Origin of the sequence: Bacillus sp. 17RED48 (assembly GCF_019837545.1) — a bacterium.
Classification (GTDB): domain Bacteria; phylum Bacillota; class Bacilli; order Bacillales; family Bacillaceae_G; genus Bacillus_A; species Bacillus_A wiedmannii.
Map to the genome: position 1 here is coordinate 1 of NZ_JADAXG010000011.1, position 23114 is coordinate 23114.

General features: G+C 32.5%; 21 protein-coding genes and 5 pseudogenes. 10 read left to right on the forward strand and 16 right to left on the reverse strand.

Annotated features, from left to right (window positions below):
* The 3 genes from ILT06_RS28040 to ILT06_RS28050 all read right to left on the reverse strand — a co-directional run.
* Positions 1–1120, reverse strand: a 1120-nt coding sequence (locus ILT06_RS28040) for a M56 family metallopeptidase (protein WP_222655691.1), incomplete at its 3' end; no start/stop codon positions are given.
* 2 nt (positions 1121–1122) lie between these two features.
* Positions 1123–1524, reverse strand: a complete 402-nt coding sequence (locus ILT06_RS28045; protein WP_222655692.1) for a BlaI/MecI/CopY family transcriptional regulator — start codon at positions 1522–1524, stop codon at positions 1123–1125.
* A gap of 678 nt (positions 1525–2202) precedes the next feature.
* Positions 2203–3639: an IS4 family transposase gene (locus tag ILT06_RS28050; protein WP_222655693.1), complete on the reverse strand. Its 1437-nt coding sequence runs from the start codon at positions 3637–3639 to the stop codon at positions 2203–2205.
* Between the two features lie 189 nt (positions 3640–3828).
* Here ILT06_RS28050 and ILT06_RS33320 point away from each other — a divergent pair.
* Positions 3829–3915: pseudogene (locus ILT06_RS33320) on the forward strand (IS6 family transposase); the annotation flags it as partial.
* Between the two features lie 63 nt (positions 3916–3978).
* On the opposite strand, the gene ILT06_RS28055 reads toward ILT06_RS33320, so the two are convergent.
* Complete coding sequence (locus ILT06_RS28055; protein ID WP_222655694.1) at positions 3979–4950, reverse strand: beta-channel forming cytolysin; 972 nt, start codon at positions 4948–4950, stop codon at positions 3979–3981.
* 856 nt (positions 4951–5806) lie between these two features.
* Positions 5807–6805, reverse strand: a complete 999-nt coding sequence (locus tag ILT06_RS28060; RefSeq protein WP_222655695.1) for an ETX/MTX2 family pore-forming toxin — start codon at positions 6803–6805, stop codon at positions 5807–5809.
* Between the two features lie 486 nt (positions 6806–7291).
* Between ILT06_RS28060 and ILT06_RS28065 the strand changes: the two are divergent.
* The 8 genes and pseudogenes from ILT06_RS28065 to ILT06_RS28095 all read left to right on the forward strand — a co-directional run.
* Positions 7292–7690: pseudogene (locus tag ILT06_RS28065) on the forward strand (recombinase family protein); the annotation flags it as partial.
* 574 nt (positions 7691–8264) lie between these two features.
* A complete protein-coding gene (locus ILT06_RS28070; protein WP_002205041.1) occupies positions 8265–9206 on the forward strand; it encodes a nucleoside hydrolase in 942 nt (313 codons plus the stop codon).
* A gap of 322 nt (positions 9207–9528) precedes the next feature.
* Positions 9529–9972 (forward strand): annotated as a pseudogene (locus ILT06_RS28075) (spore germination protein); the annotation flags it as partial.
* Positions 9973–9975: 3 nt separating this feature from the next.
* Positions 9976–10152: pseudogene (locus ILT06_RS32715) on the forward strand (spore gernimation protein GerLB); the annotation flags it as partial.
* 52 nt (positions 10153–10204) lie between these two features.
* Positions 10205–11365 carry a Ger(x)C family spore germination protein gene (locus ILT06_RS28080; protein ID WP_222655696.1) on the forward strand — a complete coding sequence of 387 codons (1161 nt, stop codon included), beginning with the start codon at positions 10205–10207 and terminating at the stop codon, positions 11363–11365.
* 246 nt (positions 11366–11611) lie between these two features.
* Positions 11612–11785, forward strand: a pseudogene (locus ILT06_RS28085) (YetF domain-containing protein); the annotation flags it as partial.
* A 387-nt stretch (positions 11786–12172) separates the two neighbouring features.
* Positions 12173–13063, forward strand: a complete 891-nt coding sequence (locus tag ILT06_RS28090) for an aspartyl/asparaginyl beta-hydroxylase domain-containing protein (RefSeq protein WP_222655697.1) — start codon at positions 12173–12175, stop codon at positions 13061–13063.
* An 89-nt stretch (positions 13064–13152) separates the two neighbouring features.
* Positions 13153–14064 (forward strand): DMT family transporter, encoded by a 912-nt coding sequence (locus tag ILT06_RS28095; protein ID WP_222655698.1) that lies wholly within the window; start codon positions 13153–13155, stop codon positions 14062–14064.
* 703 nt (positions 14065–14767) lie between these two features.
* On the opposite strand, the gene ILT06_RS28100 is transcribed toward ILT06_RS28095, so the two are convergent.
* From ILT06_RS28100 to ILT06_RS28130, 7 genes are all read right to left on the reverse strand, one after another.
* Positions 14768–15070 (reverse strand): antibiotic biosynthesis monooxygenase family protein, encoded by a 303-nt coding sequence (locus ILT06_RS28100; RefSeq protein ID WP_222655699.1) that lies wholly within the window; start codon positions 15068–15070, stop codon positions 14768–14770.
* 553 nt (positions 15071–15623) lie between these two features.
* On the reverse strand, positions 15624–15959 hold the full coding sequence (locus ILT06_RS28105) for a hypothetical protein (protein ID WP_098289338.1): 336 nt from the start codon (positions 15957–15959) through the stop codon (positions 15624–15626).
* A 35-nt stretch (positions 15960–15994) separates the two neighbouring features.
* Positions 15995–16183 (reverse strand): RNA chaperone Hfq, encoded by a 189-nt coding sequence (hfq, locus tag ILT06_RS28110; RefSeq protein WP_222655700.1) that lies wholly within the window; start codon positions 16181–16183, stop codon positions 15995–15997.
* A gap of 26 nt (positions 16184–16209) precedes the next feature.
* Complete coding sequence (locus tag ILT06_RS28115; protein ID WP_000788513.1) at positions 16210–16545, reverse strand: hypothetical protein; 336 nt, start codon at positions 16543–16545, stop codon at positions 16210–16212.
* A 291-nt stretch (positions 16546–16836) separates the two neighbouring features.
* A complete protein-coding gene (locus tag ILT06_RS28120) occupies positions 16837–17115 on the reverse strand; it encodes an AbrB/MazE/SpoVT family DNA-binding domain-containing protein (protein ID WP_071743599.1) in 279 nt (92 codons plus the stop codon).
* Positions 17116–17543: 428 nt separating this feature from the next.
* The gene (locus ILT06_RS28125; protein ID WP_222655732.1) at positions 17544–17807 is read right to left on the reverse strand and encodes a hypothetical protein; all 264 of its coding nucleotides are present in this window, start codon (positions 17805–17807) and stop codon (positions 17544–17546) included.
* A 26-nt stretch (positions 17808–17833) separates the two neighbouring features.
* Complete coding sequence (locus tag ILT06_RS28130; protein WP_002090003.1) at positions 17834–18022, reverse strand: hypothetical protein; 189 nt, start codon at positions 18020–18022, stop codon at positions 17834–17836.
* 115 nt (positions 18023–18137) lie between these two features.
* Between ILT06_RS28130 and ILT06_RS28135 the strand changes: the two genes are divergently transcribed.
* On the forward strand, positions 18138–18290 hold the full coding sequence (locus ILT06_RS28135) for a ribbon-helix-helix domain-containing protein (RefSeq protein ID WP_000290205.1): 153 nt from the start codon (positions 18138–18140) through the stop codon (positions 18288–18290).
* A 213-nt stretch (positions 18291–18503) separates the two neighbouring features.
* Here ILT06_RS28135 and ILT06_RS28140 read toward each other — a convergent pair whose 3' ends face one another.
* The 4 genes from ILT06_RS28140 to ILT06_RS32720 all read right to left on the reverse strand — a co-directional run bounded on the left by ILT06_RS28140 (position 18504) and on the right by ILT06_RS32720 (position 23032).
* Entirely contained in the window at positions 18504–19166 is a 663-nt protein-coding gene (locus ILT06_RS28140; protein WP_222655701.1) for a restriction endonuclease, read from the reverse strand.
* Complete coding sequence (locus ILT06_RS28145; protein WP_222655702.1) at positions 19159–20139, reverse strand: DUF3991 and TOPRIM domain-containing protein; 981 nt, start codon at positions 20137–20139, stop codon at positions 19159–19161. Before ILT06_RS28145 ends, ILT06_RS28140 begins: the two co-directional genes overlap by 8 nt.
* Before the next feature lie 85 nt (positions 20140–20224).
* Positions 20225–22882 (reverse strand): type IA DNA topoisomerase, encoded by a 2658-nt coding sequence (locus tag ILT06_RS28150; protein WP_222655703.1) that lies wholly within the window; start codon positions 22880–22882, stop codon positions 20225–20227.
* 15 nt (positions 22883–22897) lie between these two features.
* Complete coding sequence (locus tag ILT06_RS32720) at positions 22898–23032, reverse strand: hypothetical protein (protein WP_255257104.1); 135 nt, start codon at positions 23030–23032, stop codon at positions 22898–22900.
* Between the last annotated feature and the right edge of the window lie 82 nt (positions 23033–23114).

Sequence of the window (23114 nt, forward strand, 5' to 3'; positions counted from 1 at the left end):
GTTGCTCTTCTTTCTTAGATTGTTCTTCTATGTTTTTCTTATAAAATGTTTCTTCAGCGTTTACATTCACTAAAGAGAATGTAGATAATCCCAAAATAGTAGCCAATCCTACTGCAGACCAACGGTACGAGTTTTTATTAAATTTTTTAATCATTATAATTCTCCTTTTCAATATTGCTTTATTTCTACTGAAATTAGCTAATGTAGGTGTTCGATAATAAGTAGAATATTGTTCTAATAGTGTAATAATGGTTTGTCCATATGCAATTTTTTCTTCAGGATTAATAAAAGTGAGAGCCAAATTATCACATGCTATTTCTTGGTCTTCACGCATTGCATAATATGCATACCAAAGAATAGGATTGAACCAATTTAAAATAAGTAAGCAATGCATAAGTAAATTAATACTTATATCTTTTCTCTTAAAATGAGATAATTCATGATAAAAAATATATCTTAGTTGGTTATCATTTAAGTATTTCACGTGATTTTCATCAAGTAAAATTCTAGGGTTTCTAATCCCAAAAAGTGTAGGACTTGAAATCTTTCCAGAAAGAGATAAAGAGATGTCCTTCTTTATTAACATATCTTTTTTACATTTTTCGAAAATGTCCAAAACTCTTTTCTCTGTTATAGCTGGTTGTTTGTCTATATAAATGTATAGCCGTCTATTTATCAGTATCATGAAAAATACAGATATCAAGACTCCTAGAATCCAAAACAACAACAGGATATTATATACGGATAGGTTCCCGTTGTTGTTTTTTCCTTCCGTAGGAACTTCCTTAGTTATTTTTTGAGTTAAAATTGATGTTTTCGGTTCATGATTGTTTTCTTTTACATGCCAAATGCTTGTATTTTCCTGAATAAAGAACTGGGAAGACTCATAACCTTTTGAAAGTATTGAATATATGCTAAAAGAACTTTCAGGAAACCAAGGTAGTATAAGTCTTACAATAAGGATAAGCCATAATGCGTATTTCCATCGAGGAGTTAGCCAATTTTTTAATACAATTTTTATGCATAAAATAAAACCAACTAACACGCTCGCAAGGATAGAAGTTTCTATTACCCAATCAAAGATAGAAGAAAGGTAACTATTCCATAACGGATGAAACATAATTATCTATCCTTTCTGTGATTTGATTCGGCTTTATCATCTAAAAGTTGTTTCAATTCATCAATATCTTCTGAAGAAAACTTTTCTTCTTTTATAAAATTTACAAGTAATGGTTTTAATGCTACGCCGTAAAAACGTTTTAGAAAAGACTGTGTTTCTACTTGTAAATAGTTCTCTTGAGAAATTAAAGGAGTGTATGTATACATTTTTCCTTTTTCTTGATGAAAAGAAATTGCTTTTTTGCGTACTAATCTGTTGAGCAATGTTCGAACAGTTTTAGGACTCCAATCATTTGTCTTCTCAAGAGCTTGGATTACTTCATTTGCAGTAAGTCGGGGTGCTGTATCCCAAAGAACTTTCATGACCTCTAATTCTGCTTCTGATATCTTAGGTAAACTATTCATATTGACCTCCTTTCTCGTGATTACAATTGTAATCCTGATAATGATATTACACTTGTAATCACGAGAAATCAAGACAATATTTTAAAAGGATTTATTTACCAAAATAAGTTCTTTTTAAATGAGGTACGGAAACGATTCCTTCTTTTTGGAGCCACTTACAAAACTAAAATAAGAAGATACGAATATAAATTATTATGTAACTTTAGGAGATAACGCCAATCTTATCTATTTTTATTTGTGGATTTTTGATACGAAAAAAGAATCCTTATCATAAGGATTCTGCAATAGGGAATGGCAAATCAATAACAATAAAAAAATTACTTGTTATTGATTTGCCATCAAACTCCCTCTTTTATCTTATAAGGGTAACTTTGCCCATCCCCCCGAAAAAGGGGAATAATACAGAAACTACCAATTAATAAACAAATAAACAAGCAATGTAACAAAGGGGTAACATTTAAAGAAATATCAAATTCCAAGCACTACATTAACTCCTATTTCACAGAAAAATAGTCTAAACGTACAATTTTCTTTTTTGGGTGTTTTTTCCATTCCCATCAACTTAAGAGTGAGAACAACCTGTGCTTTCGGCTCATCGGATCAAAACATTCCTAAAATAAAAGCATACTCTTAAAAATACGCATCCCAAATAAACCCTAACGGGTTTCATTTTTTAAATTATGCAACTTTCTTTTGTTTTTTCAATCCATTATACTCATAGACAACACCCATGATATCAAAGACAGTCTTCTTCTCATATCTGTGAGATTTGCGCCCATTCTTCTCTAGGAGGTGGAACAGGCGGATTAGGACTTTTGTTATTTCGTGGGTGTTTCTCTGTATGGCTTGATACAAAAGAGATAGATGATCCTGAATCATACCAATCGCTTTATATTCACTTAACTCTTTTTTCTTCTTTTGTAAAAGAAGTTGACGCATTTTAAACATTGTAGAGGAACATAGGAAAATAGCGATTAGCTTTCCATATAGTTGGCACTCTAATCGCTCCTGTTTTACATTACGATAATGGTCTATTTTGAAGAGTGATTTCCATGTTTTAAAGACAATCTCTATTTGCCAACGTAAAGTATATAACTCATGTACCTGTTCCATCGGAACCCATTCCCAGGGTATATTTGTCACGTACACGTTTAATCCCGCTATCATTTTACTTTTCTCTGAGTACATTCTATTTTTAGATTTTTCTTTTTCCGCGATCTTCGCTCGTCGTTTTTGAAGTTGCTTATCTGTTAATCGATTAAAAATAACGCGTGCAAACAGTTGTTGTTTATCGCCAATATACGCATGTTTTAATTCAAATGTTTCTCCAGGCTGTAGTTGTTTCAAAATCTGTTTCACATCGATTTGTATGTATTCCGATTGTTTCTTTATTGCACCGTTTTTAAAGTATTGGGGGTTTGGATTTTTCACATATACATTCGTATTTAGTTTTAAACGAGAAATATAGTATGTACCTCGTTGATCCATTTGATCTAAGTCCTCCAATGAAAAATAGCCCAAATCACGAATACATAAATCTCCTGGTCGTAAGGTATCTAAACACTCCGTACCAAATGTTTTATCATTATTTTTTCCGGGTCCCACTTGGAAATTAAGAAATTGCCCACTATGTAAATCATATTCTAATTGAATTTTGATTCCGGCTGTTTGGGCGCAACCTCCAGAGCCTGGATATACATTCTCTAAAACATTTGGTACTTGAAATACAGTGGCATCTAGGATACGAATTCGCTCAAAATACGAGAAAAGTTGGTTAGAGATTTGTGTTTGTTCACATATTTTTTGTTGTAACAGTAAAGAAAAAATATGCTGTAAAAACAAAACCGCTTTTCGATTTAGCCGTTTGTTTAAGCCCTCAGGGCTGAGTAAAGTGCCTGCGGTTGCATGAAGTCTACTGCATAATCGGACTAAAGGATCGCTTGCCACTCTTTGACTGATCCAAATACAAATGGTAGCTAAGTCTGAACCAGAAAACTTGCGTTTTCGCTTTATAAAGCCAATTTCTCTTGCCAGTTCTTCTAAAAATACAGGTGTAACATATCGCTGTAATTCTTCCACAAATGGTTGTAGTTCATCTTTAATCGAAAGATTCATAAGAAAACGTCATCCTTTCTAATCTAGCTTGTTTAGAAAGGATAACGTTTTTTGGTATTTGAGGGTATTAAAATCTCTTAAGCTGATGAGCATGTAAGGTGACCCCTATTAATCCTCATAATCTTCAAGTGCGCTTTTCAATTTCCTAGATAAGAACTCATAGAAATCTTTAGCTTCAAGCAATGTCTTCTATATAAACGAAAACGAAGTTTGTAACAAGCAAACTTCGTTTTTTCGACATACAATGAATTGCAGCAATTATTCATAACCGCCTAAACGGTTCCTATATTTTGTAAACACGTTTATGTTTTTTTAAACTTTGCAACAGAACCTACATGCTTAATTTTCAATCAGGCTATGATTTTCCCAGTCAAGTACATATTTTGAACTTGAAGTCTTTTCTTCCCCTTTTTCATTTTTTCCTTTCCACCAACCAGCACCAGAAGCATGATATCCACCTAAGAAGGCGATCCAATCCATATAATAATTATCTGAAACACGTTTAAATGTAACAGTTAAATTCGAAGTTTTCTCGGATTTATCTGCCGTTATTACAGCTAGTACGCCTGGAGAAAAATTGTAAGCTGCTAACGTAGGCATTTCATTACTAGATATAAAATTATCTTTCGCCCAAACATTTGCATTTCTTGATTTCATAAATAATTGGTTACCATAAATGGAGTCATTAGAATCTCTAGTGTATGGTCCATATCCTTGGTTCATAGCAGAAACAAATGGCACTTCCCATTGAACTTGTGTACTAGTATCTTTTGTTAAAATCGTTTTATAATCAGGTTGATTATAACTAGTTGTTGTTGACCAATTTGCTCCACCTGATATAGACGAATCTGCACTTGATCCAATTTTAATTGTTCCACCAACAGTATAACCTACAGTAGAAGAAACCGTTTTGGTATCAATTGTATTTATTGGGGATACTTTGTGGAAACTTGAGGATCCTCCGGATAATTCCATTCCCATATGATACTCGGAAGACCATTGTAATATAGAACCCATATATCCGTTTCCTGGTGGAATTTGTTTATCTGCATCGATATTACTTCCATCTGTACTAATCAGAGCAATTTTTTTATTTGCATTAGGATCGTCTATAAATGACACTTTAAGCGATTTCTTCATTTTATTTTGAGAATCATCACGTGTAGAAAAGACATTATATACTTTAGCATCTTTTCCGATGTCTTCTGTCGTTCCCATACGAGTTTGAGCTAACGTCGTTCCACCATAACCAAGACTTGTTAAGCCCAAAGATAAGACTAGTCCTGTTGTTGCAAGCACTTTTAGTTTCATTGCTATTCCTCCATAAATTAAAATAAAAAATAGTATTAATATAACTTAACCATTATTTTTATAAGTAAAAAATTAAATTTAAGGTTTTTGAAGTTGTTCCCTTGTTATTGAATTTACGGGCTATCTAGTTGTGAAAGGGTTTGGGCTCCCAACATAAAATCGCTAAATATGAAAGTTATAACCAACCCTTTTTTCTAATATAGATTTTATTGTTTCCTCACACCTATTACAATTCAAAGCTTTTACCTACAGTAATGGTAAGAAATTGTACTACATGTTCAGACTTCCCTCTAAATTCCCTCAACACTGGTTACAAAATGTGTTTAAACTATTATGATGAATTGGAAATGGAACTCTCTTGGGAAATTGTTTTTAAAATCAATTATCTGGGCTAAAGCTAGAAATCTTACCATACAAGTCTATCTGGTTGTAGTTGTACACCTAATTACTCCTTCTATAGCTTTTACATTAAACCCATAATAATAGAATTTTGATCTTTTGATTTTAGTGTAATTTAACGTAGCATGGGTGTTTTTTCCCAAATCCCCGAAAAGGGGGAATTAGCTAAAAACCTAGCTTTTTTCATTTTAAAAATACAGCTTAATCGTATTTGAAATATGTCAACATAGTTGTATATGTTTTGAAACATACATTCTATGAGTAACGAAAAAACCTTATAAATAAAGATTTCTCACATCATTTTTTCTTATTCCCCCTTTTCGAGTGGATGTGCAAAGATACCCAAATTCATTTTGCATGCACCCTTAAGTGGATGGGCATGTATGGTAATCCCTAATAGTTAGTGACAAATACCTCATTTAATTTGATGTTAAGAAACTTTGCAACAGAACCGTTCTTATTCTAATGGTAATCCTTTGGCTACTCTTTTTTGATATTCATCAAGGGGTAGTGTAATAGATTTATTTGGTGAATCAATTGGAGTTGCTTTAACATATACCTCAGAATAATGACCACTTTCGCCGCTGAATTCAGATTGAATATCTACTACTGGTATTTGTATATTTTCATTATTTGGTTGTACATAAGATTCAAAGTTTAAATATGATGGTGTTGGTTTTGATCCATCCATAAATAAAGAATGAACAATTTTATTGTAAAAATCAGGACGTTTTTCCTCACTAATCCATCCGTATCCATCTTGATCAAAGTAGGATATTGTCTGAACATGAACTCCTGATTTTGTTTTAAATGTTCCTGAGAAGTTAGCGGTTTTCACTATACCAAAATATGTTGTGGTATAACCAGCTTTACAAATTACAGGTTGTGATTTAAATATAATCTCTTCTTCATGAGTAGATGTGTTAGAACTTGTATGAGTATAATTAAATTCAGATGAAAGTGTAATCTCTTGACCGCCTTCAGCAACAAAAGGAATTTTAACTGATAACGTTGATTTTGAAGATACTCCCAATTTAGCCCCTTCTTGGTTTGAATAGGTAAAAGACTCTGTTGTTTTTATACTTTTTTCAGGAGAATTCCATGTTTGATCTACTAATCCATCATTTTTGTACGACAATAGTTCTATTTGTTGTGTAGGTCCCCAACTATCAAAATGTGCTGTTATATCTAGATTATTAACATCAGTACGATATTCGGGTTTAGATACATATTTAGTCGCAGTATTTGGATTAGCTATACTTTTTCCTGGAGTCATTCTATCTTTTAAATCTTGTATAAACTTATTTTCATTATAAACATTATCACTCTTTGTATTAACATTTAATATTGTACTTTTTGTAGAATCTGCAAAAGTAGTAGTAGGCATATTTACTACTCCTACACATAACATACATGCGAATGGAATCATTACAGCCTTTTTTTTATATGATTTCATCATATTTCCCCTCTCTTATTAGATTTAGTATTCTGCTATTAGAATATCTAAACGTCAGAAAATACGCAATTTTATGTTTAATCAGTCACTATAAGATAATAGTGACTAGTTTTTTATGTTTTGTTATATATATATCATTTGAAATATATTATTTTTTTTTGTTAATGTCATACTTAAAATAAAAAGATATATAAGAATTAAGAAATCCATCGTTAATTGTCATAAATTCTACAATATTTTTGAATGTGCTTATCTTTCCAAAATGTAAAAATAAATACTCTTAAATTATGTTGGGGAATAAAATTTAGCCTGTGACCGATTTTTACAGGTATCTAGGCTTGTACCCCATGCCTAGATACCTAAGAAATCAAAGTCCCCCCATAACGAAAAGTTTACCTCTTCACAGTTATTTATAAGATTTCGGCTCATTTTTTTCGTTTTGGGGAACAATTAATTTCTTAAGTTGATGGGCATGTATAGTGACCCCTTGTAGTTGAAAGTATTTCACGTTTAGGACGCAAAACCCTAGATATTCTAAGTATTATCCAACAGTTCGAAGAAATAGGAATTCAATTTGTATCGTTGAAGGAAAATATGGATACAGGCACACCTACAGGTAAGGCTATGTTACAAATGATGTGTGTTATTGCTGAGTTAGAAAGGAATTTAATTGCTGAACGAGTAAAAGAAGGATTAGAAGCGAGTAAAAAACGTGGAAAAAAATTAGGGAGACCAAAAATAGAAAAAGAAAAACTTTCAATTGCATTACGTATGTATGATAGTAATGAATATTCCATTAAAGAAATCATAGAAGGAACTGGAATATCACAGGGCTCTCTTTATCGAGCAATTAACAAACGAAAACTTGAAGAAACACAGAAGTAAAAATACTTTGTGTTTCTTCAAGTTATATTATTTTATTGAAATACACTATCGGATTTCTGGAACAACTTTTCTTTTTACTTATCTTTACAGAAAAAAGATAGCATACCAAAGTGATACTAGACAGGTGCATCGAACTACAAAGAATAAGTATTTTAAAAAATTAAAAAACTCATTTTAATTTTATTTTATACTATGAAAGAAATTTTATTAGTTAATCTTATTTACACATGTCATTCAAAAATAAACTAAACGCCCAAAACAACTAATTGTAGAGAAAGAAAATTTTCATTTAAGTGGTACTTCAAACCCTTAAGTTGTTGGATTTGGAGTCAAGCCACATCACTATCAAGCTAACAAAACTAAATTTCCTTAAAATGAAAAAACACGCTATTTTTGATTGATGTAATCATACTAACTTTTTAACGAAAGTTTAGATTTCAAACTTAAAAAAGATACATATGTCAAAGTTGCTAAGAGTTTTTCAAAATATAAATCATAAATAAAATAACTTCTTACATATACATATTATAAGGCTTGTCCAATAGAATTTGTGATTTAAGAAGGGAGACCCATCTTGAAAAAAGTATTGTTATTTGGCGACCCAGGTATTGATGATTCATTAGCTATCATATATGGTCTATTAAATCCTAAAATTGAAATTGTTGGAATTGTTACGAGTTACGGTAATGTTACCAAAGAACAAACAACTCGAAATGCCTTATATCTTTTGCAATTGGCTGGAAGACAAGATATTCCTGTTATAAGTGGTGCTACTTTACCATTTTCGAATGGGTTTACAGCTTATTATCCAGAAATACATGGTGCAGAAGGACTTGGTCCTATTCAGCCTCCTGAAAGTGTAACAACTGGTCCTGTTCATGATTTTAGTTTAATCCCCAAAATTATTGAAAGGTACAAGGGAGAGTTAACAATTATTGATGTAGGAAGATCTACTTCTCTTGCAATGGTATTAAATATTTGGAAAGAAACGATGCAAAGTGTAAAGGAATTATATATCATGTCCGGGGTGTTTTTACAACCAGGAAATGTCACTTCTGTAGCGGAGGCAAATGCATATGGTGATCCAGTTTCAACTCAGTTTGTAATTGATCAGTCAAAAAATTTAACAATGATTCCTTTAAATGTAACGAATTCAGCTGTATTGCTTCCAAACGAAGTGGATTATATTGTGGAACATACAAATAGCCCATTCAAATCATTAATCAAACCAATCTATGATTATTATTACAGTGCTTATAAAAAATTGAATAAAAGTATTAAAGGAGCTCCTTTACATGATGTAGTTGCAATGAGTGCAATAGCTAACCCTAATTTCTTGCAATATATGTATCGTAAAGTGGAAGTTGACTTAAATTCTTTCAGAGGACAAACTGTTGCTGATTTTCGTCCTAGCTCAAAAGCTGAGGGCGTTCGAATTGGGTTAAAATTGAATCATAAAGATTTCATTAAAGACTTTATAGATATAATGGTAGGTCAATGCAGAATAATAAAATAATGTTAGTATGAATTTATCGATTTCTGATGAATTACAATTGTTTTCTAGAGAATTACGTCAACATATATCACCACATACTCTGAATCATTTAGCTAAAAAAGTAGAATTTGTTCAACGAAGAAGTAAACTTCTTGTGCAAGATTTAAAAGTTATCTAATCGATTAGAATATAAGATTTTGTTAGACTTACCAAGCGAATTAAATAATTTATATGTTAGAGCTATTCATAAAAAGAGATAGCTCTTTTCTCGTATATATTTCTTTGTATTAGTGAAATCTAACTAAAAACTTATTGAAAAGGAAGTTAAATGGGTGAATTTGTTAAAGCTATAGTTAGGCTGCTCAAATTGATGGGACAAACAATTAGTATTGTAGGTGGTTATATAATTGGAGAATTGGTAGTGAATGCAAGGGTTATAAATCCGCTCTTATATGGGCCCCATCGTAGTGATTAATATTGCAGTTACTGCGGTTACTACATTTTTACTTCCTCATATATAGCATTGCAATTAGGTATCGGATTTTATTTTTTGTATTTTTGCTAATAGTGACTGCTTTGAGATTACATGGAATCATTTTAGTTCTTATTGCACTTGTGATTCATATTACAAATTTAAGAGTGTTAGTATTCTTTTTACAACGCCTATTGCTTCTTCATTTTATAAAGATGGGAAAGACGAAATTATTCGTCTGCCAAAATCAATGTTGAAAGAAAGACAGGAAATTTACAAATAATAGATTCTACAATACATCCAAAGGAACGAGAAAAATTGAAATCATTTGAGTATGGAGATGAAGAAATGGGATCTCGGGAACTTGATTTTGCGGTATTTTCAATCATTATTAGTATAAGTACATTATCTATAACGTGAAATATTGATATGTAAACTTTATTTACATATGGTTGGATTATTTTACTTTTGAGTGGATTGATATGGGATTTGCTGTGCTAGTACCCTTACTAGTTTTTATATAATGTAAAATAAAGGAATGGTGGAAATGAAATGTCTTCTTAAAATTATAGCAATTACGCTTTTAGCTGGGGTTATCAGCGGTTGCTCTGAGTTATCAGAAATAGAAGAAAGAGGATTTGTAGTAGGTGTGGCTTACGATATTGTGAAGGAAAAGAAATCAAGTCCAATTATGAAAGGGACGTATCAGATGGTTCTTCCCAGTAAGTTAACGCAACAAGGTGTACAGGATGCAGGAAATAATTATATTAATGTGAGTGCAAAAGCAGATAATGTGTTTGAACAAATAAGAATGATCGATAAAAAAATTAGTCGTACATTATTTTTTCCGCATATACAAGCGCTTATTTTTTCTAAAGAATTACTCTCGAATCCAAATATTTTACAAAATACGCTAGATGTATATATTCGAGATCATGAAATGAGACGAAATATCCGTCTATTTGTTTCTGAAAAAAATGCAGAAGATATCTTGAAACAAAGTGCAAAACCCGAAAATTTACCGGCACAGTATATTGATATGTTAGCTGACCACCCTATGATAAATGCTCAAGTGATTGAGGCAGCAAGAATTGGGAACGTGCAGGGAAAGATAATCTCAAACCAAAGTTTTGTACTCCCTATCTTAAAGTCAACAAAACAAGGAATAAAAATGGACGGGGCTGCGTTGTTTCGTGGAAAGGATAACAAATGTGTTGGAGTGTTAAGCGGAGAACAAACAATGGGAATGAACTTTATAATAGCTAAAAAAATGGGAGGTTTTTTTACCACACGTAAAAAAAATCAGCTTATTACATATGAAATTCATAAGCTACACCGAAAAATAAAGGTATTTACTGAAAATACTACAAAACCGAAGTTTGATATTCATTTATTTCTGGAAGGAACTTTGGCGGAGTTGCATTTTAGTGATCATAAACAAACTATAAATGAAAAACGCTTAACGAGGGATATTTCAAAGGAAATGGAACAAAAGATTCAAAAATCAATAAAGCTTGTTCAAAAAAAATATAAGGTGGATGTACTAGCGTTAGGAGAAGTGTATAAGAGGCATAATTATAAAGAATGGAAAAAAATCAGTAAGAATTGGGATCATGGTGAAAAGTATTTTAGTAATGCTGAAATTACTGTTCATGTTCATCCGACAATTGAACATTCAGGTTCATCCTTACCAAATAGAGTGAAATAAGGTGATTTGAGCCTTTACCGTATTAGACATTAGCTGCACAATATTATTAGTACGAAGACAATACTGGGAGAAGATACCCCAAAAAGTAGTAGGATCTGGTGAATCATATAAATATGAACAAACAACCGGTGTCGCTCGAACAGATCAAATTTCCATGATAGAAACAACTGAAATAGCAATAGGCACAGATTTATCAACATCCATTACAAAGACACTATCCGTTACTAAAAGTACATCAACCACGGAATCAGTGAAGGGGAAGTTGTTAAGGATAATTTAAAACAAGCAGGATTTGATGAAGATTGGCTTTTTAAGCAAATTAAACAAAAAGGAATTACAAGGTTTGAAGATATATTATATGCGGAATGGAAATGGAGTAGTGAGTCTTTCACCTTATTTAATAAAAACTACAAAACATAATGATTAAAAGTAGAAATCAGGTGGTTTTTTGTTTGTTTGCGAAGATCATGTACTAAAAGTCATTAAAAAATTGAATGTACCGCATGTTTGTGAAACAGACAAAAATATTAAATGTAAGTATTGTGATCAAGTGTCGCGATACGAACTATATATATTTGATTATAGGTGTATATCGAGGTCTATTAGAATAATGAGAATGAGATCGGTTAAACAGCCAAAATTTAATTAAGGTATGTTATGTTTCTAAAATAATATATAGACTCTTAGTATCTGTAACTAATCTTGGAATCATGATTCTGAAAAGAATACATAGTCAGATTATTTTGTCGCTTATATTGTAGTTTCATAATGTTCATATTATAATTACTAAAGGGGAGAATAAGTATTATGGCATCTTATATTATTGGCAAATTAAAATTTAATGAAGAATTATTAAAAAAAGATTTAGAAACAATTGCAAATTTCCCAGTTATTCCTGAAGAATATGATGAATTCAGTACTGGTTACTGGATGAATAACTCTTTATGGAATGCATCAAATGATAAACATGATACAATGTATCGTGATTTTGATCATGCTGCTCAGCAAACTGAGTATAGAAAGCAATTGCCATACGTTAACTCCCTTCTTGAAGAATACTTTACTTTTGATAATTTAAAAATGGTTCGTACACGTAATTTAGTGGATGCAATGGTTATCCCGCATAAAGATTTTGTTGAATTCTCTCACAGTACAAAACAGCGATTCCGTGTTTTCTTAGCTTTAGAAGATAATAAAAGGGCTTTCCATTCTGATGAGGAAGCCGTATTCCGAATCAGAAAAGGTGAAATTTGGTTCCTTCATGCAGCAATTGGCCATGCGGCTGCAAACTTCTCTAAAGATAGTCGAGTATTCCTTTGCTTAGACTATATATTTGAAGGAGACTTTGATCCATCTGATATCTTTAAGGATAAAAAGACATATAATCTTCATTTAGATAGATTTATTGTACAACGTGAGAAGTTAGATGAGAAATTTGAAGAGGAACTGATTACTTCACTATCTAAAGTAATTTCAAGAATTAATTTTAGAGATGTTGTATTCTTTTTATCTAAAATTCATTTTGAAAAAGATATCCCAGTTGCTAAATGCTACGATTGGCTTGATCAAATCGCCGAAAGAAGTGGTGATAAAGCGATTGTAAATAAAGCAAAACATTTACGTGCGTATATTATTGAACATCGTAATTTAGGTGAGCGTTTCAGTATGGATGAATGGAAAGAAGCAGTAACTGTTTGATTTTAAAACAGGTAACATATCCTCACATAAACAACCGATTTTATTTTGATAAAATCGGTTGTTTTACTATTTTATTTTGGTAAAGGAGAATGATTAGTATGGAGATTTTAATAGGTATATTTTTTAGTATATTATGGGCATCAGGGGCAATAGCCACAAAAATTGGTCTCCTGTCTTCATCCCCTCTTATGTTTGCAACAACGAGATTAATAAGTGCTGGTCTGATTATGTTTGTTTTTACCTATTTTATTAAATCAAATAGGTGGCCAAAAGGGGTAGAGTGGAGGCAGTTAATTATTTTAGGAATTTTAAATACTACATTGTATGTGGGGTGCTGCTTTTTATCTCTAAAATTAGTATCTTCAAGCTTATTTAATTTATTTATTACTGTAAACCCATTTGTTGTTGCTTTATTATCTTCTATCTTTTTGAGCAGAAAAGTAACAAAACAAGAATGGATTGGGATGCTTATAGCAGCATTGGGTTTACTAATCGCTGTGTATCCGTATTTAAAAGATACACATGCAACAGTGTCAGGTGTCATTATTCTAGCAGTAGGAATGCTATCGATGGGAATAGGAAGTGTGTGTTTTACAAAATACGATATGAAAATTGATCGCCTCGTCATTAACACATGGCAGATAATCTTTGGTAGTGTTTTCGCTGTCCCTTTAAGTTTCTTATTAGATAGTAATCCTTATATCAATTTAGATGTGAATTTTGCTATCGGTCTATTTTGGCAAGTCGTGATGACATCGATTGTATCTATGCTATTATGGTTTTACTTATTAAAGAAAGATCCAATTAAGGCTAATAACTATCTATTTTTAACACCGATTTTTGGTTATTTACTTGCATGGTTAATACTGAAAGAAGATATTACATGGTTTCATCTTATTGGTGCGATTTTTGTAATTGCTGGGTTGTTATTTTCAGGAACAATGAATATCAAAGCATTACTCCGACCGAAACTGGGGAGTGAAAAACATAAATCTATATAAATAAGGGTAGTGAGGCGGTTTCTGTTCTAATCCATCAGATGATTTACAGACCTTAAAATTAAATAGAGCACGAACCGTCTCACTACCCAAAATTGATGGTTTTCTCAATTTATTCTTGAATGGCTCCAAAAATAACGAATTCTTGCCGTGCCCCCTAAAGATAAGATTGTGTTCCCGATCTTATCTTTTTTCTTTGTAGATTTTTGATACAAAAAAAGAATCCTTATAATAAGGATTCTGCAACAGGAAATTACAAAAATATAAACAATATAAAAAATTACTTATAGTATAATCTACATTCTTATATTTTATTATTGATAAAACCATATGCGAATTTCAATTGTAGAATTCCAAAACTTTATGCCAACACTTAACTTTCTTGGAGACTACGAGAATATACCTCAATCTTCTCATTTGTGTCAGTAATTACTTCATAATTCTCTTCGTTTATCACTTTTGTAATAAACGACTCCCCCTTACATATATATATCCATTATAAATTAATATTGCTTTATATTTTAAACTATTTATTTCCTTTGAATCATAATTCAATATTTATCTCTAATTACATATAGGAGTACCGTTAGCATTTTGTAAAAAAACTACGCTAAGCAAAAAATACAATAAGCTGCCCATAAGGACAGCTTATTTAATAATTATCGTTATTGGAAGTTACTTTTCAAGTATTAATAGACAGTCAAGTTCAGTTTCGTGATAACTCTACACGCTCAAAGTGTTCAACTGTTGGAAATGAATCATAAAAGTGATGCAATAATGCCTTCCACTCTTGATATTGATCAGATTGACGAAATCCTATCGTGTGGTTTTCTAAAGTTTCCCATTGCACAAGGAGCAAATATTTTCCTTTCTGCTCCATACAGCGTTGTAATTCATGATTTATGTATCCTTGCATGGAAGAGATGATTGAAGATGCTTGCTTAAATACCGATTCATACTCCGTCTCCATACCGTCTTTTACTTGCAATATGACTGCTTCTAAAATCATTTTGAAGTCCTCCTCTTTCTCCTAATTATACCATGTGGGAGGAACGCTGGATGAGGAGTTTTGATATATAACATATACACGTCAAGTTAACATAACGTCTCATTATCGGTAGAGAAGAAAAAGGTATCTCCTTACTCTCAGAAGGGATTTGCCTTTTTCTTTTTCTATGACTCTATGTATCTTTTTATACTTTCCTGTTCTAGAGCGACTTTTGGATTCCCTATAGTTCCCTATGTCTCCCTATTTTTTGCATAAAACTTTGTATACTCTTAGCGTGGTTTTTTACCGAAATGCTGGCGGTACGCCATATAGCAATTGTGGTTATAGCTGTTTTGTAAATCAGTTGTTTTTTTCCATGCCCTTTACATAAACAACAATTTCTAATAACAATACTATAAAAAGACTTAATTTCCTCATAAGGATTAAGTCTTTTTTTATCTCCTCTTTATATAAATATAAAACAAAATATAAAAACACTTAGCCTATTTTTTGTTTTTGGAATACCTAATTTCTTAAGTTGATGGGCATGTATGGTGACCCCTTATAATATAATTTAACGGTATATAGTTTGATGGTTCATAACTTCCATTAAGATATCTGCTATTAATTTTCCATTTTCGAAAATAATTTGGTTTTTAGTGTATGGATCTATATACTGTCCCAATCCTTTACTCAACATAATTTCCAGTTCATTATTATCTAAAATTCGACAAGATAGAATGGTAGGGTGTTTACTAAAAGCTCGATAAAAGTTTAATGTTTGACTTAAAGAAGCGGCAAGCGGTCTAAGCATTTCATCATAGTAAGGAATCATATCTTCAGCTATTTTTTCGTTTAAGATAAAATCTATTCCATCATCTTTTATGTCAAATCGAAATAAAAAAATCAATATATCCCTCTCCTTTTATAGTATACAAGCATTTTTTATATAGCAAGTGTAGAGATTGCTTGTTTGTAGATTAGTTGTTGTTTACCATGAACCATCATTAGGACGGTAAATTTATCTGTTGCAAGGATCTTCCCACGTACTGGAACGCCATTCTTTAAAAATACTGTAACTGCCCCTTTTATCTCTTTCAATTGTTCATACATATCTTCTTGTAAATTAAACATGAAATGCCCCCCTGGTTTGTTTGTATTTACTTTTCTTCTAATACCTGCTGCTTTTCACTGTTGGATATTTGTGATTCCCATTCACTTTCTATTTTTCTAAACCATTTTCCTATTTTACTTAGATAATATCTTTTTACTTCACCATTAGGAATCCAAATTTCACGTTCCTGTATTTGATTCATCACTTCATGAAGAATCTCATCATGTTCATACTTTCTAGGTTTTCTATAATGTGTTTTTACAAACTGTGTATATTCTCTACGTAACCAATTAGAAATATGTTGTCTTTGTCTTTGCTTGAGATGTGACCATTTTTTATTTGTTTGAAGGATTTTTCCATTTACTTTTATGTGGTTTTTCATCGACACTCATCCCCTTTTACTAGCAAAACGAATATATCACTATCGTATCACATTTAAATCGAAATACTGCTCTAGGTACATATTTCGCAAGAAATCTATACGAAATAAAAATAATATCTCCATTTCACATAAAATAGTATCCAAAACAGACGAGACCGAATCCATTAAGCGGATTAATTAGGCGAAAAATTAAATGTAGACATATTGATTATGTCGTTTGTTTTTTCTTAAACATTACGGTACGTGAAATTATGTATTTCTCTTACAAAAAAAGCCCCTTGAAAGGAGCGTTTATTTTACAAGATACTGTTCTACTTCTTTTAGTAATAATTCTGCACCTTCTGGACTTAATGTTATCTTACCATTTGCTAATGCTATGTTATGAGTTGACACTTCTCCTGTTAATGCACAAACACCACCAGGCTGATACTTCTGTAAAATAATATCTTCCCCTTCTACAAAAATCTCTAATGGTGATTTTTCTTTAATACCAAGTGTATTTCTAAGTTCCTTTGGAAGTACTACACGTCCTAATTCATCTACTTTTCTAGTCATTCCAGTTGCTTTCATCTAGTATCTTTCTCCATTTCATTATCAATTTGTACCAAGTTATTCTTAACTATTGTAACAGGATTTCGCCATACATGAGAAACATAATGACCCAAAAACTGACGATCATAACAAGAAATTCTTTAAAACTTTGCTGAAAGGAAATACGACCTTCTTCCATTCTACATGCCCCTTTTCTCTACAACTTTTTATATGTTAAAATAAGAAGGAAAGAAATGTGCCAATTTCTTTCCCAGATGGTCACTCATGACTTTGCTCTTTGTTTGCTTTTGCAAATGAAGAGCTTTTATTTTGCATACTTATACTTACTTTCTAACATCGCATAGCGCAATAGCTTTAACTTTGTCTCTTTTTTCAATGCTTTCCACTCAGATACACCAATTTTCATTTTTCATTCCTCCAATAATTAAATTTGTTATTTATATAGCTTATAAGTTCCAGTTGTAAATCTTTCTAATTTGTTTATCACTAAACCCTTCATGGATTGCAAATATTTCTGGAAAATCGGAAAGACACAAATCAATAATTGTATTATCAGTTGTCCTTATATAGTAATACTGAACAGCCCCTTCATAATTCGAATATAAATAGTACTTATGAATCTTATAATTTAATCCATTTTTCTCTAATACCTCATATAACTTATTTTTAGTTTCATCCATTACGTCAAAAATAGTTAACTGCTCCACTATTAACAGCTCCTCATTGCGTAAATTTACTAAACTAACTCTAAGAACAAGGTTGTTTCATTATGTTCATTGGTATGCACATTGAACTGTTTTCCCGTAGCTTCTAATGCACTAAAAAGCATTCTTTTATATCCTAAATCCATAAAATCTACACTGATTTGACCATGATTCATAATAAATTGAAGATCAGCCATCATCTTTTTAACTTTCCGTTCCATGTAATAACCTCCTCAATATAGTTATATAACTTATATAACTATTCTATTACTCATTTTTCTGGTTGTCAATATAAGTTATATAACTTATAATATTTTTTATAGAGGAGGTTGTTATATGGCTGTTAATAAAGACAAGTACACTCAAATTTTAGTTACTTTTACAAAAGAACAAGTAGAACAAATAGAAAATTATTGGCATGAAAATAAGCTGAAGAATCGAAATGAAGCAATTCGTCAGATCGTAGACAAAGGGTTAAGTCGTAAATAATGGCTACCCTTTTTATTTTTCCTAAAAAACCTAAAAACGCATTTAAATCCCCTTTCTCCCTTTACATGCGTTTTTACAACAAATACGACTTATTATATTAATAATCCCCTCAAAACTCCATAAAACTAAATCTGAAGGGTCATTTTTTAGTTAAACTGATTTTTTTCATGTATTCTTTAAACAAATGAAAAAGATCCGGATTTTCATCACAGCTCATGTATTAATTGGTTCTGTATGTGTACATGTGGGATATTGTGAACAGCCAAAAAACTTATTTCCTGTTTTATTCGAATTTCGAATGACTAAATCATGTTTACATGTTGGACATTTCCGTTCTGCAGGTGTTACCCCTTGATATACATCTTCAGCCGAATATTCGGGATTAATTTTATTAATCAGTTTCTGAAGTTCTACACGATCTATTAGTTTTACAAGACAAGCTTCCGCTAATTCTTTTGCTTGTCTTGTATATACACTGTTTGTTACAACCCAGCCCTCATGTGCTTTGTAATAGGCTTGTGCTGCATATATCTCTTGTACGGCACTGATGCCGACTCTATTTTTCATCCCGTAGCGTTTCGCCTGGATGACAATACGATTTTTTCCCTTCAATACCAGATCCGCTCCGAAATCATTTGACTGCTTTGTGACTGTTGGAGAATAACCCAGCTCTCGAAAGAGTGCTTTTAGATATACTTCGAATTGATGTCCGTCCATTTTGTCTATATAGCGAATACCGGACTTAGCTATTCGCTTCAGTATTCTTCGCTCTTGGAACTTTCGGTACATAAATTTACAAATACGAAAAAGAACATAAAGGATAAAACCATAAATCAAAATCTGTAATATGTTTGGCATTTCTGGTAGATTAGACACTTCTCTCCACCTCTTTAATTGGTTTCATTTTCTTTGGTTGTGCTGTTTCTTTTGCCTGTTGCTCACTCACTTGTTTCTTCCGGACATCGTTCCAATCTTCTTTTTCATTCTTTGGAATATCCTCTTTAAGATCTACAAAGCATTTCATCGTCTGAATGAAGTCTCTCCCAGCCTTATCATTATCAACTGCCATAATGACCTCTTTAATATCGTGCCCTTCTTTTTTCGCATCCATTAAAGATTGAATCACTGTTTTTGACTTCAATCCATGCATAGAAACCAGTCGAGCGTTTTGAATATTATTTTGCTTGATGCTCCAATGGGATAACATGTCGATTGGATCTTCATAAAAGTAGATTTTATCCGGCTTACCTACATCAACCGTAAAACCTGCATGGATTTTCTCATAATTCGGGACAATTTGTTTAAAGCTTCCTCTTTTATTCTCCATTTTGACCGTACCTTGACGGTTCATTCCAATTACTTGCCCTTTGCCCCCTTCTTCTCTCCATTTGAACACCACATTATTTTTCTTATCCTGGACGATGAGATCCTTTTTAATCAGCCAGTTCACTAAACGAGGATCTATTTTCCGCTCATCAATTAAGTACTGCTTGATTTCTGTTTGTTTCGGCACCTCTAAGTGTTTCGGATAGATAAATGGCTGCTGCTCTTTTTTGCGCTCCTCTTCAGTTTTAGAACGATCAAACTCTTTATAGTCCCCCTTCTGAATGTCCATCACGGCTTGTGGGAATGTCATGTCATAGTACATCATCGCAAAGCTAATCGCTCCATACCCTTTTTCCCCTCGACTATTCCAGGCGTATTGATTCCCTTTAATGATGAGGCTGTCATGCTCCGTATGACGATAATAGTTTCCTTCTTTCTTAAACGTTTCTCCTTTTGCTTCCAGATATGAAATCAAGTCAACTTTTCTTGCTTTCATCGCATCCTCCGTACTGACACGTGCCATTACGGAATCCCCCCTTTACTCTATAAAATGAAATAAAAAAGAGGACTATTCCGTTTCTTAGTCCTCTTTTACATGCATTCAATTTTTATTTGCCGAATAAGAATTTTAATCGCTTCTCCTGTACGCTGTATGATAAACGAGCGTCAAATTTCTTCCCGTTTTTGTTCGAGATAAACCCTTTAATCTGATCCGTTACATTCTTTTCTAATAACTTTTTCACATGGTTACTACTTAAATTTTTCCCAGAGAATGTACCAAAAATAATGAAGTCACAGCCTTTTTTGTATTTCTCACATAAGTAGTTACTTTTCCCTACAAGAACCCTACTCTTACACAATGGACATTTACCAATGGTACGATCTTCAGTCGTTGGAAAACGGAATTTCAAACTTCCGTCCGCTTCCATATAGATAGCTGCTGTAAATTCTCCCTTTTCTCCTTGAAAGCCGTTGATAAAATCCGTTGTTTTATATTGAATTAACTTTTTCATCTGATTACCAGGGATTGCTTTCCCTTTCATCTTGGCTGGTAACATAAAATCACATCCATTTTTATGCTCCGTACATCCATAAAATGTTTTACGATGAAGCATATCCCCTTTTTTACATTTTGGACATTTACCAAATGACAGCTCCTCTTGTGTTGGGAACTGAAATTTTACTTTTCCTTCATGTAACACTAAATAAGCGGCAAACTCTTTCTCATTGGACTTAAATCCTTTTAAAAGATCTGTTTTCTTATCTTCGAACAGCTTTTTCGCTTGCGCTTCCGGAATCGCTTTTTCTTTAATTTTTTTCGGTAAGGAGATTCCACATTCCGGATAATTACTGCACCCGTAAAAATTGCCTTTATGAAGGATTTTTCCTTTTCTACAAGGGCATTTACACACTTCAATTTGTTGATTCCAAGTATTAATAATGCTATCCGACACCTTATCATCCATTGCGCCTAATTGTTCCACCGTGTCTTTTACAAACGTATTTGTTTGCTCTACGAATTCCTCATATTTCATTTCTTTCTTTTCGATCATGTAGATCATCCCTTCCATTTCAGCCGTATAAGCTGGATTTTTGATTTCATCTACCGGAAAAGCATCTATAAACGCACGACCAATATTAGTGGTTCGAATCTGACTGTTGGTAACATCAATATAGCTTCGCTCTAACAATTTCGGAATAAACGTTTCTTCCGTTGCGACTGTCCCAATCCGTTTTCCTTTCATAAGTTCTTTCAAATGTTCATCATCTAATTTACGCCCTGCTGTCTCCATAAAGGTTAAAATGGAACTTTCCGTATGAAAGGCTGGTTTCTTGGTTCGAGACTCAATCAAGTCATACTGAACGATTCTGAAAGAATCTCCTTCTCGTAAAATAGGTATCTGAAATGCTTCAACTGATCCCTCTTCTATATCCTCTTGAAACACACTTAGAAACCCTTTCTCTTGTAGGATCTTTTCTTTTGTACTGTATGTGTTGCCCTCTTGATCTATAAAATGTACTTCTCTCACCAGATAGATTGCTGGTTTCATAAAATTCCCGATAAATCGTTTTACAATCAAGTCATATAACTGTTTTTCTAATGGATTTCGGTTGGTCCCGACATATAATTTTGTTGTTGGGATGATGGCAAAGTGACTACTGACTAACTCATCATTAAAAGTAGTATGTTTTTTCGTAATAGAAGATGGAACCACTTGTTGTACGAGATTTGCATAAGTGCTTTTTTCTAATGCTGCCATTACTTCTTTCACTCGTTCCACTTGTTCTGTAGGTAAATGCCTCGATGAAGAACGAGGATACGTGATAAAGCCTTCTTCATATAAACTCTGAATATGTTCTTTTGCTGTTTCCGCATTTATCTTCAGTTTGGCGTGAGCATCTTTGTAAATGTCAGTTAAGTTATACAATAATTTTGGTTTCTTTTTTCTCGTACTTTCTTTAAATTCCGTTACGATTGCATCCGTTCCTTTCAAGCTATCTCCAAGCTTTTGTAGTGGCGATGGATCTATCAGTTGTTCTTCTGTTTTCATTACTGGTGATAAACCATTTTCGGTTAGTAGCTTCAAATTGTAATAGGTTTGTTCTTTATAATTTTGGATAGCGATTTCCCTTTGACGGATTTCATTTAAGATACACATTTGAACACGACCAGAAGCCAATAAAAATTGGTTTCTTGCTAGTTTCGATGTACAGCCCCTTGTAACATTAATTCCTAGAATATAATCCAGGTATTGCCTTGCTTTAGCGGATTGTGCAAGCCCATCATAATCTGTTCCTGGTTCTAATCGGTTCAAGGCTCCCTCTAGTTCTGCGGCTTCATAAGAAGAGATAAATAGGCGTGATTCTCGCTTGTTCACACCTGCATATTCATATAATTCACGATAGATAAGCTCACCTTCTCTATCTGCATCACAGGAGTTGACCACATGATCTACATCGGAACGATTTAACAACTTAACTAATATTTGAATTTGTTCTAGACTATCCGATTTCTCTTTATATTCTGGCTCTAAAATAATAGGTAAGTGATCAAATTTAAATTCTTTGTATCTCTCGTCCATCTCTTCCGGATGTTTTAACTCTAATAAATGCCCACGGCACCAACTAATAATGTAATTTTCATTTTCATAGTATCCGTAATACGGTTTACTACCCGGATATTTTTGTGAGTTTCTAAATCTAGGTGATTTTAATAATTCAACAGCTACCTTCGGTTTTTCTGCAATAAACAATGTTTTCCCCATACGTATTACCTCCTATTAATCTACAATTTCAGTTTCACGCTTCCATTTCTTATTTCTGCGCTTTTTCATTATTCTGTGACCAAATAATAGCAACATGTTCAAAAAGACAGCTACAAGGAACATACAGCCCGCAAACAGCCATACATTCATGGCATTCTCTCCTTTCGTTCTATAAATAAGAAAGAGGGCTTTTCCTTTTACCCTCTTTCATTTTTAGATATAAAAAAATCAC

What these genes read in the sequence shown, in the direction of transcription:
- ILT06_RS28045 (WP_222655692.1), bottom strand. Translation starts at nt 1,524, where the DNA reads ATGAATAGTTTACCTAAGATATCAGAAGCAGAATTAGAGGTCATGAAA.
- ILT06_RS28050 (WP_222655693.1), bottom strand. Translation starts at nt 3,639, where the DNA reads ATGAATCTTTCGATTAAAGATGAACTACAACCATTTGTGGAAGAATTA.
- ILT06_RS28055 (WP_222655694.1), bottom strand. Translation starts at nt 4,950, where the DNA reads ATGAAACTAAAAGTGCTTGCAACAACAGGACTAGTCTTATCTTTGGGC.
- ILT06_RS28060 (WP_222655695.1), bottom strand. Translation starts at nt 6,805, where the DNA reads ATGAAATCATATAAAAAAAAGGCTGTAATGATTCCATTCGCATGTATG.
- ILT06_RS28080 (WP_222655696.1), top strand. Translation starts at nt 10,205, where the DNA reads ATGAAATGTCTTCTTAAAATTATAGCAATTACGCTTTTAGCTGGGGTT.
- ILT06_RS28090 (WP_222655697.1), top strand. Translation starts at nt 12,173, where the DNA reads ATGGCATCTTATATTATTGGCAAATTAAAATTTAATGAAGAATTATTA.
- ILT06_RS28095 (WP_222655698.1), top strand. Translation starts at nt 13,153, where the DNA reads ATGATTAGTATGGAGATTTTAATAGGTATATTTTTTAGTATATTATGG.
- ILT06_RS28100 (WP_222655699.1), bottom strand. Translation starts at nt 15,070, where the DNA reads ATGATTTTAGAAGCAGTCATATTGCAAGTAAAAGACGGTATGGAGACG.
- hfq (WP_222655700.1), bottom strand. Translation starts at nt 16,183, where the DNA reads ATGTTTAATTTACAAGAAGATATGTATGAACAATTGAAAGAGATAAAA.
- ILT06_RS28115 (WP_000788513.1), bottom strand. Translation starts at nt 16,545, where the DNA reads ATGAAAAACCACATAAAAGTAAATGGAAAAATCCTTCAAACAAATAAA.
- ILT06_RS28120 (WP_071743599.1), bottom strand. Translation starts at nt 17,115, where the DNA reads ATGAAAGCAACTGGAATGACTAGAAAAGTAGATGAATTAGGACGTGTA.
- ILT06_RS28130 (WP_002090003.1), bottom strand. Translation starts at nt 18,022, where the DNA reads ATGGAACGGAAAGTTAAAAAGATGATGGCTGATCTTCAATTTATTATG.
- ILT06_RS28135 (WP_000290205.1), top strand. Translation starts at nt 18,138, where the DNA reads ATGGCTGTTAATAAAGACAAGTACACTCAAATTTTAGTTACTTTTACA.
- ILT06_RS28145 (WP_222655702.1), bottom strand. Translation starts at nt 20,139, where the DNA reads ATGGCACGTGTCAGTACGGAGGATGCGATGAAAGCAAGAAAAGTTGAC.
- ILT06_RS28150 (WP_222655703.1), bottom strand. Translation starts at nt 22,882, where the DNA reads ATGGGGAAAACATTGTTTATTGCAGAAAAACCGAAGGTAGCTGTTGAA.
- ILT06_RS32720 (WP_255257104.1), bottom strand. Translation starts at nt 23,032, where the DNA reads ATGAATGTATGGCTGTTTGCGGGCTGTATGTTCCTTGTAGCTGTCTTT.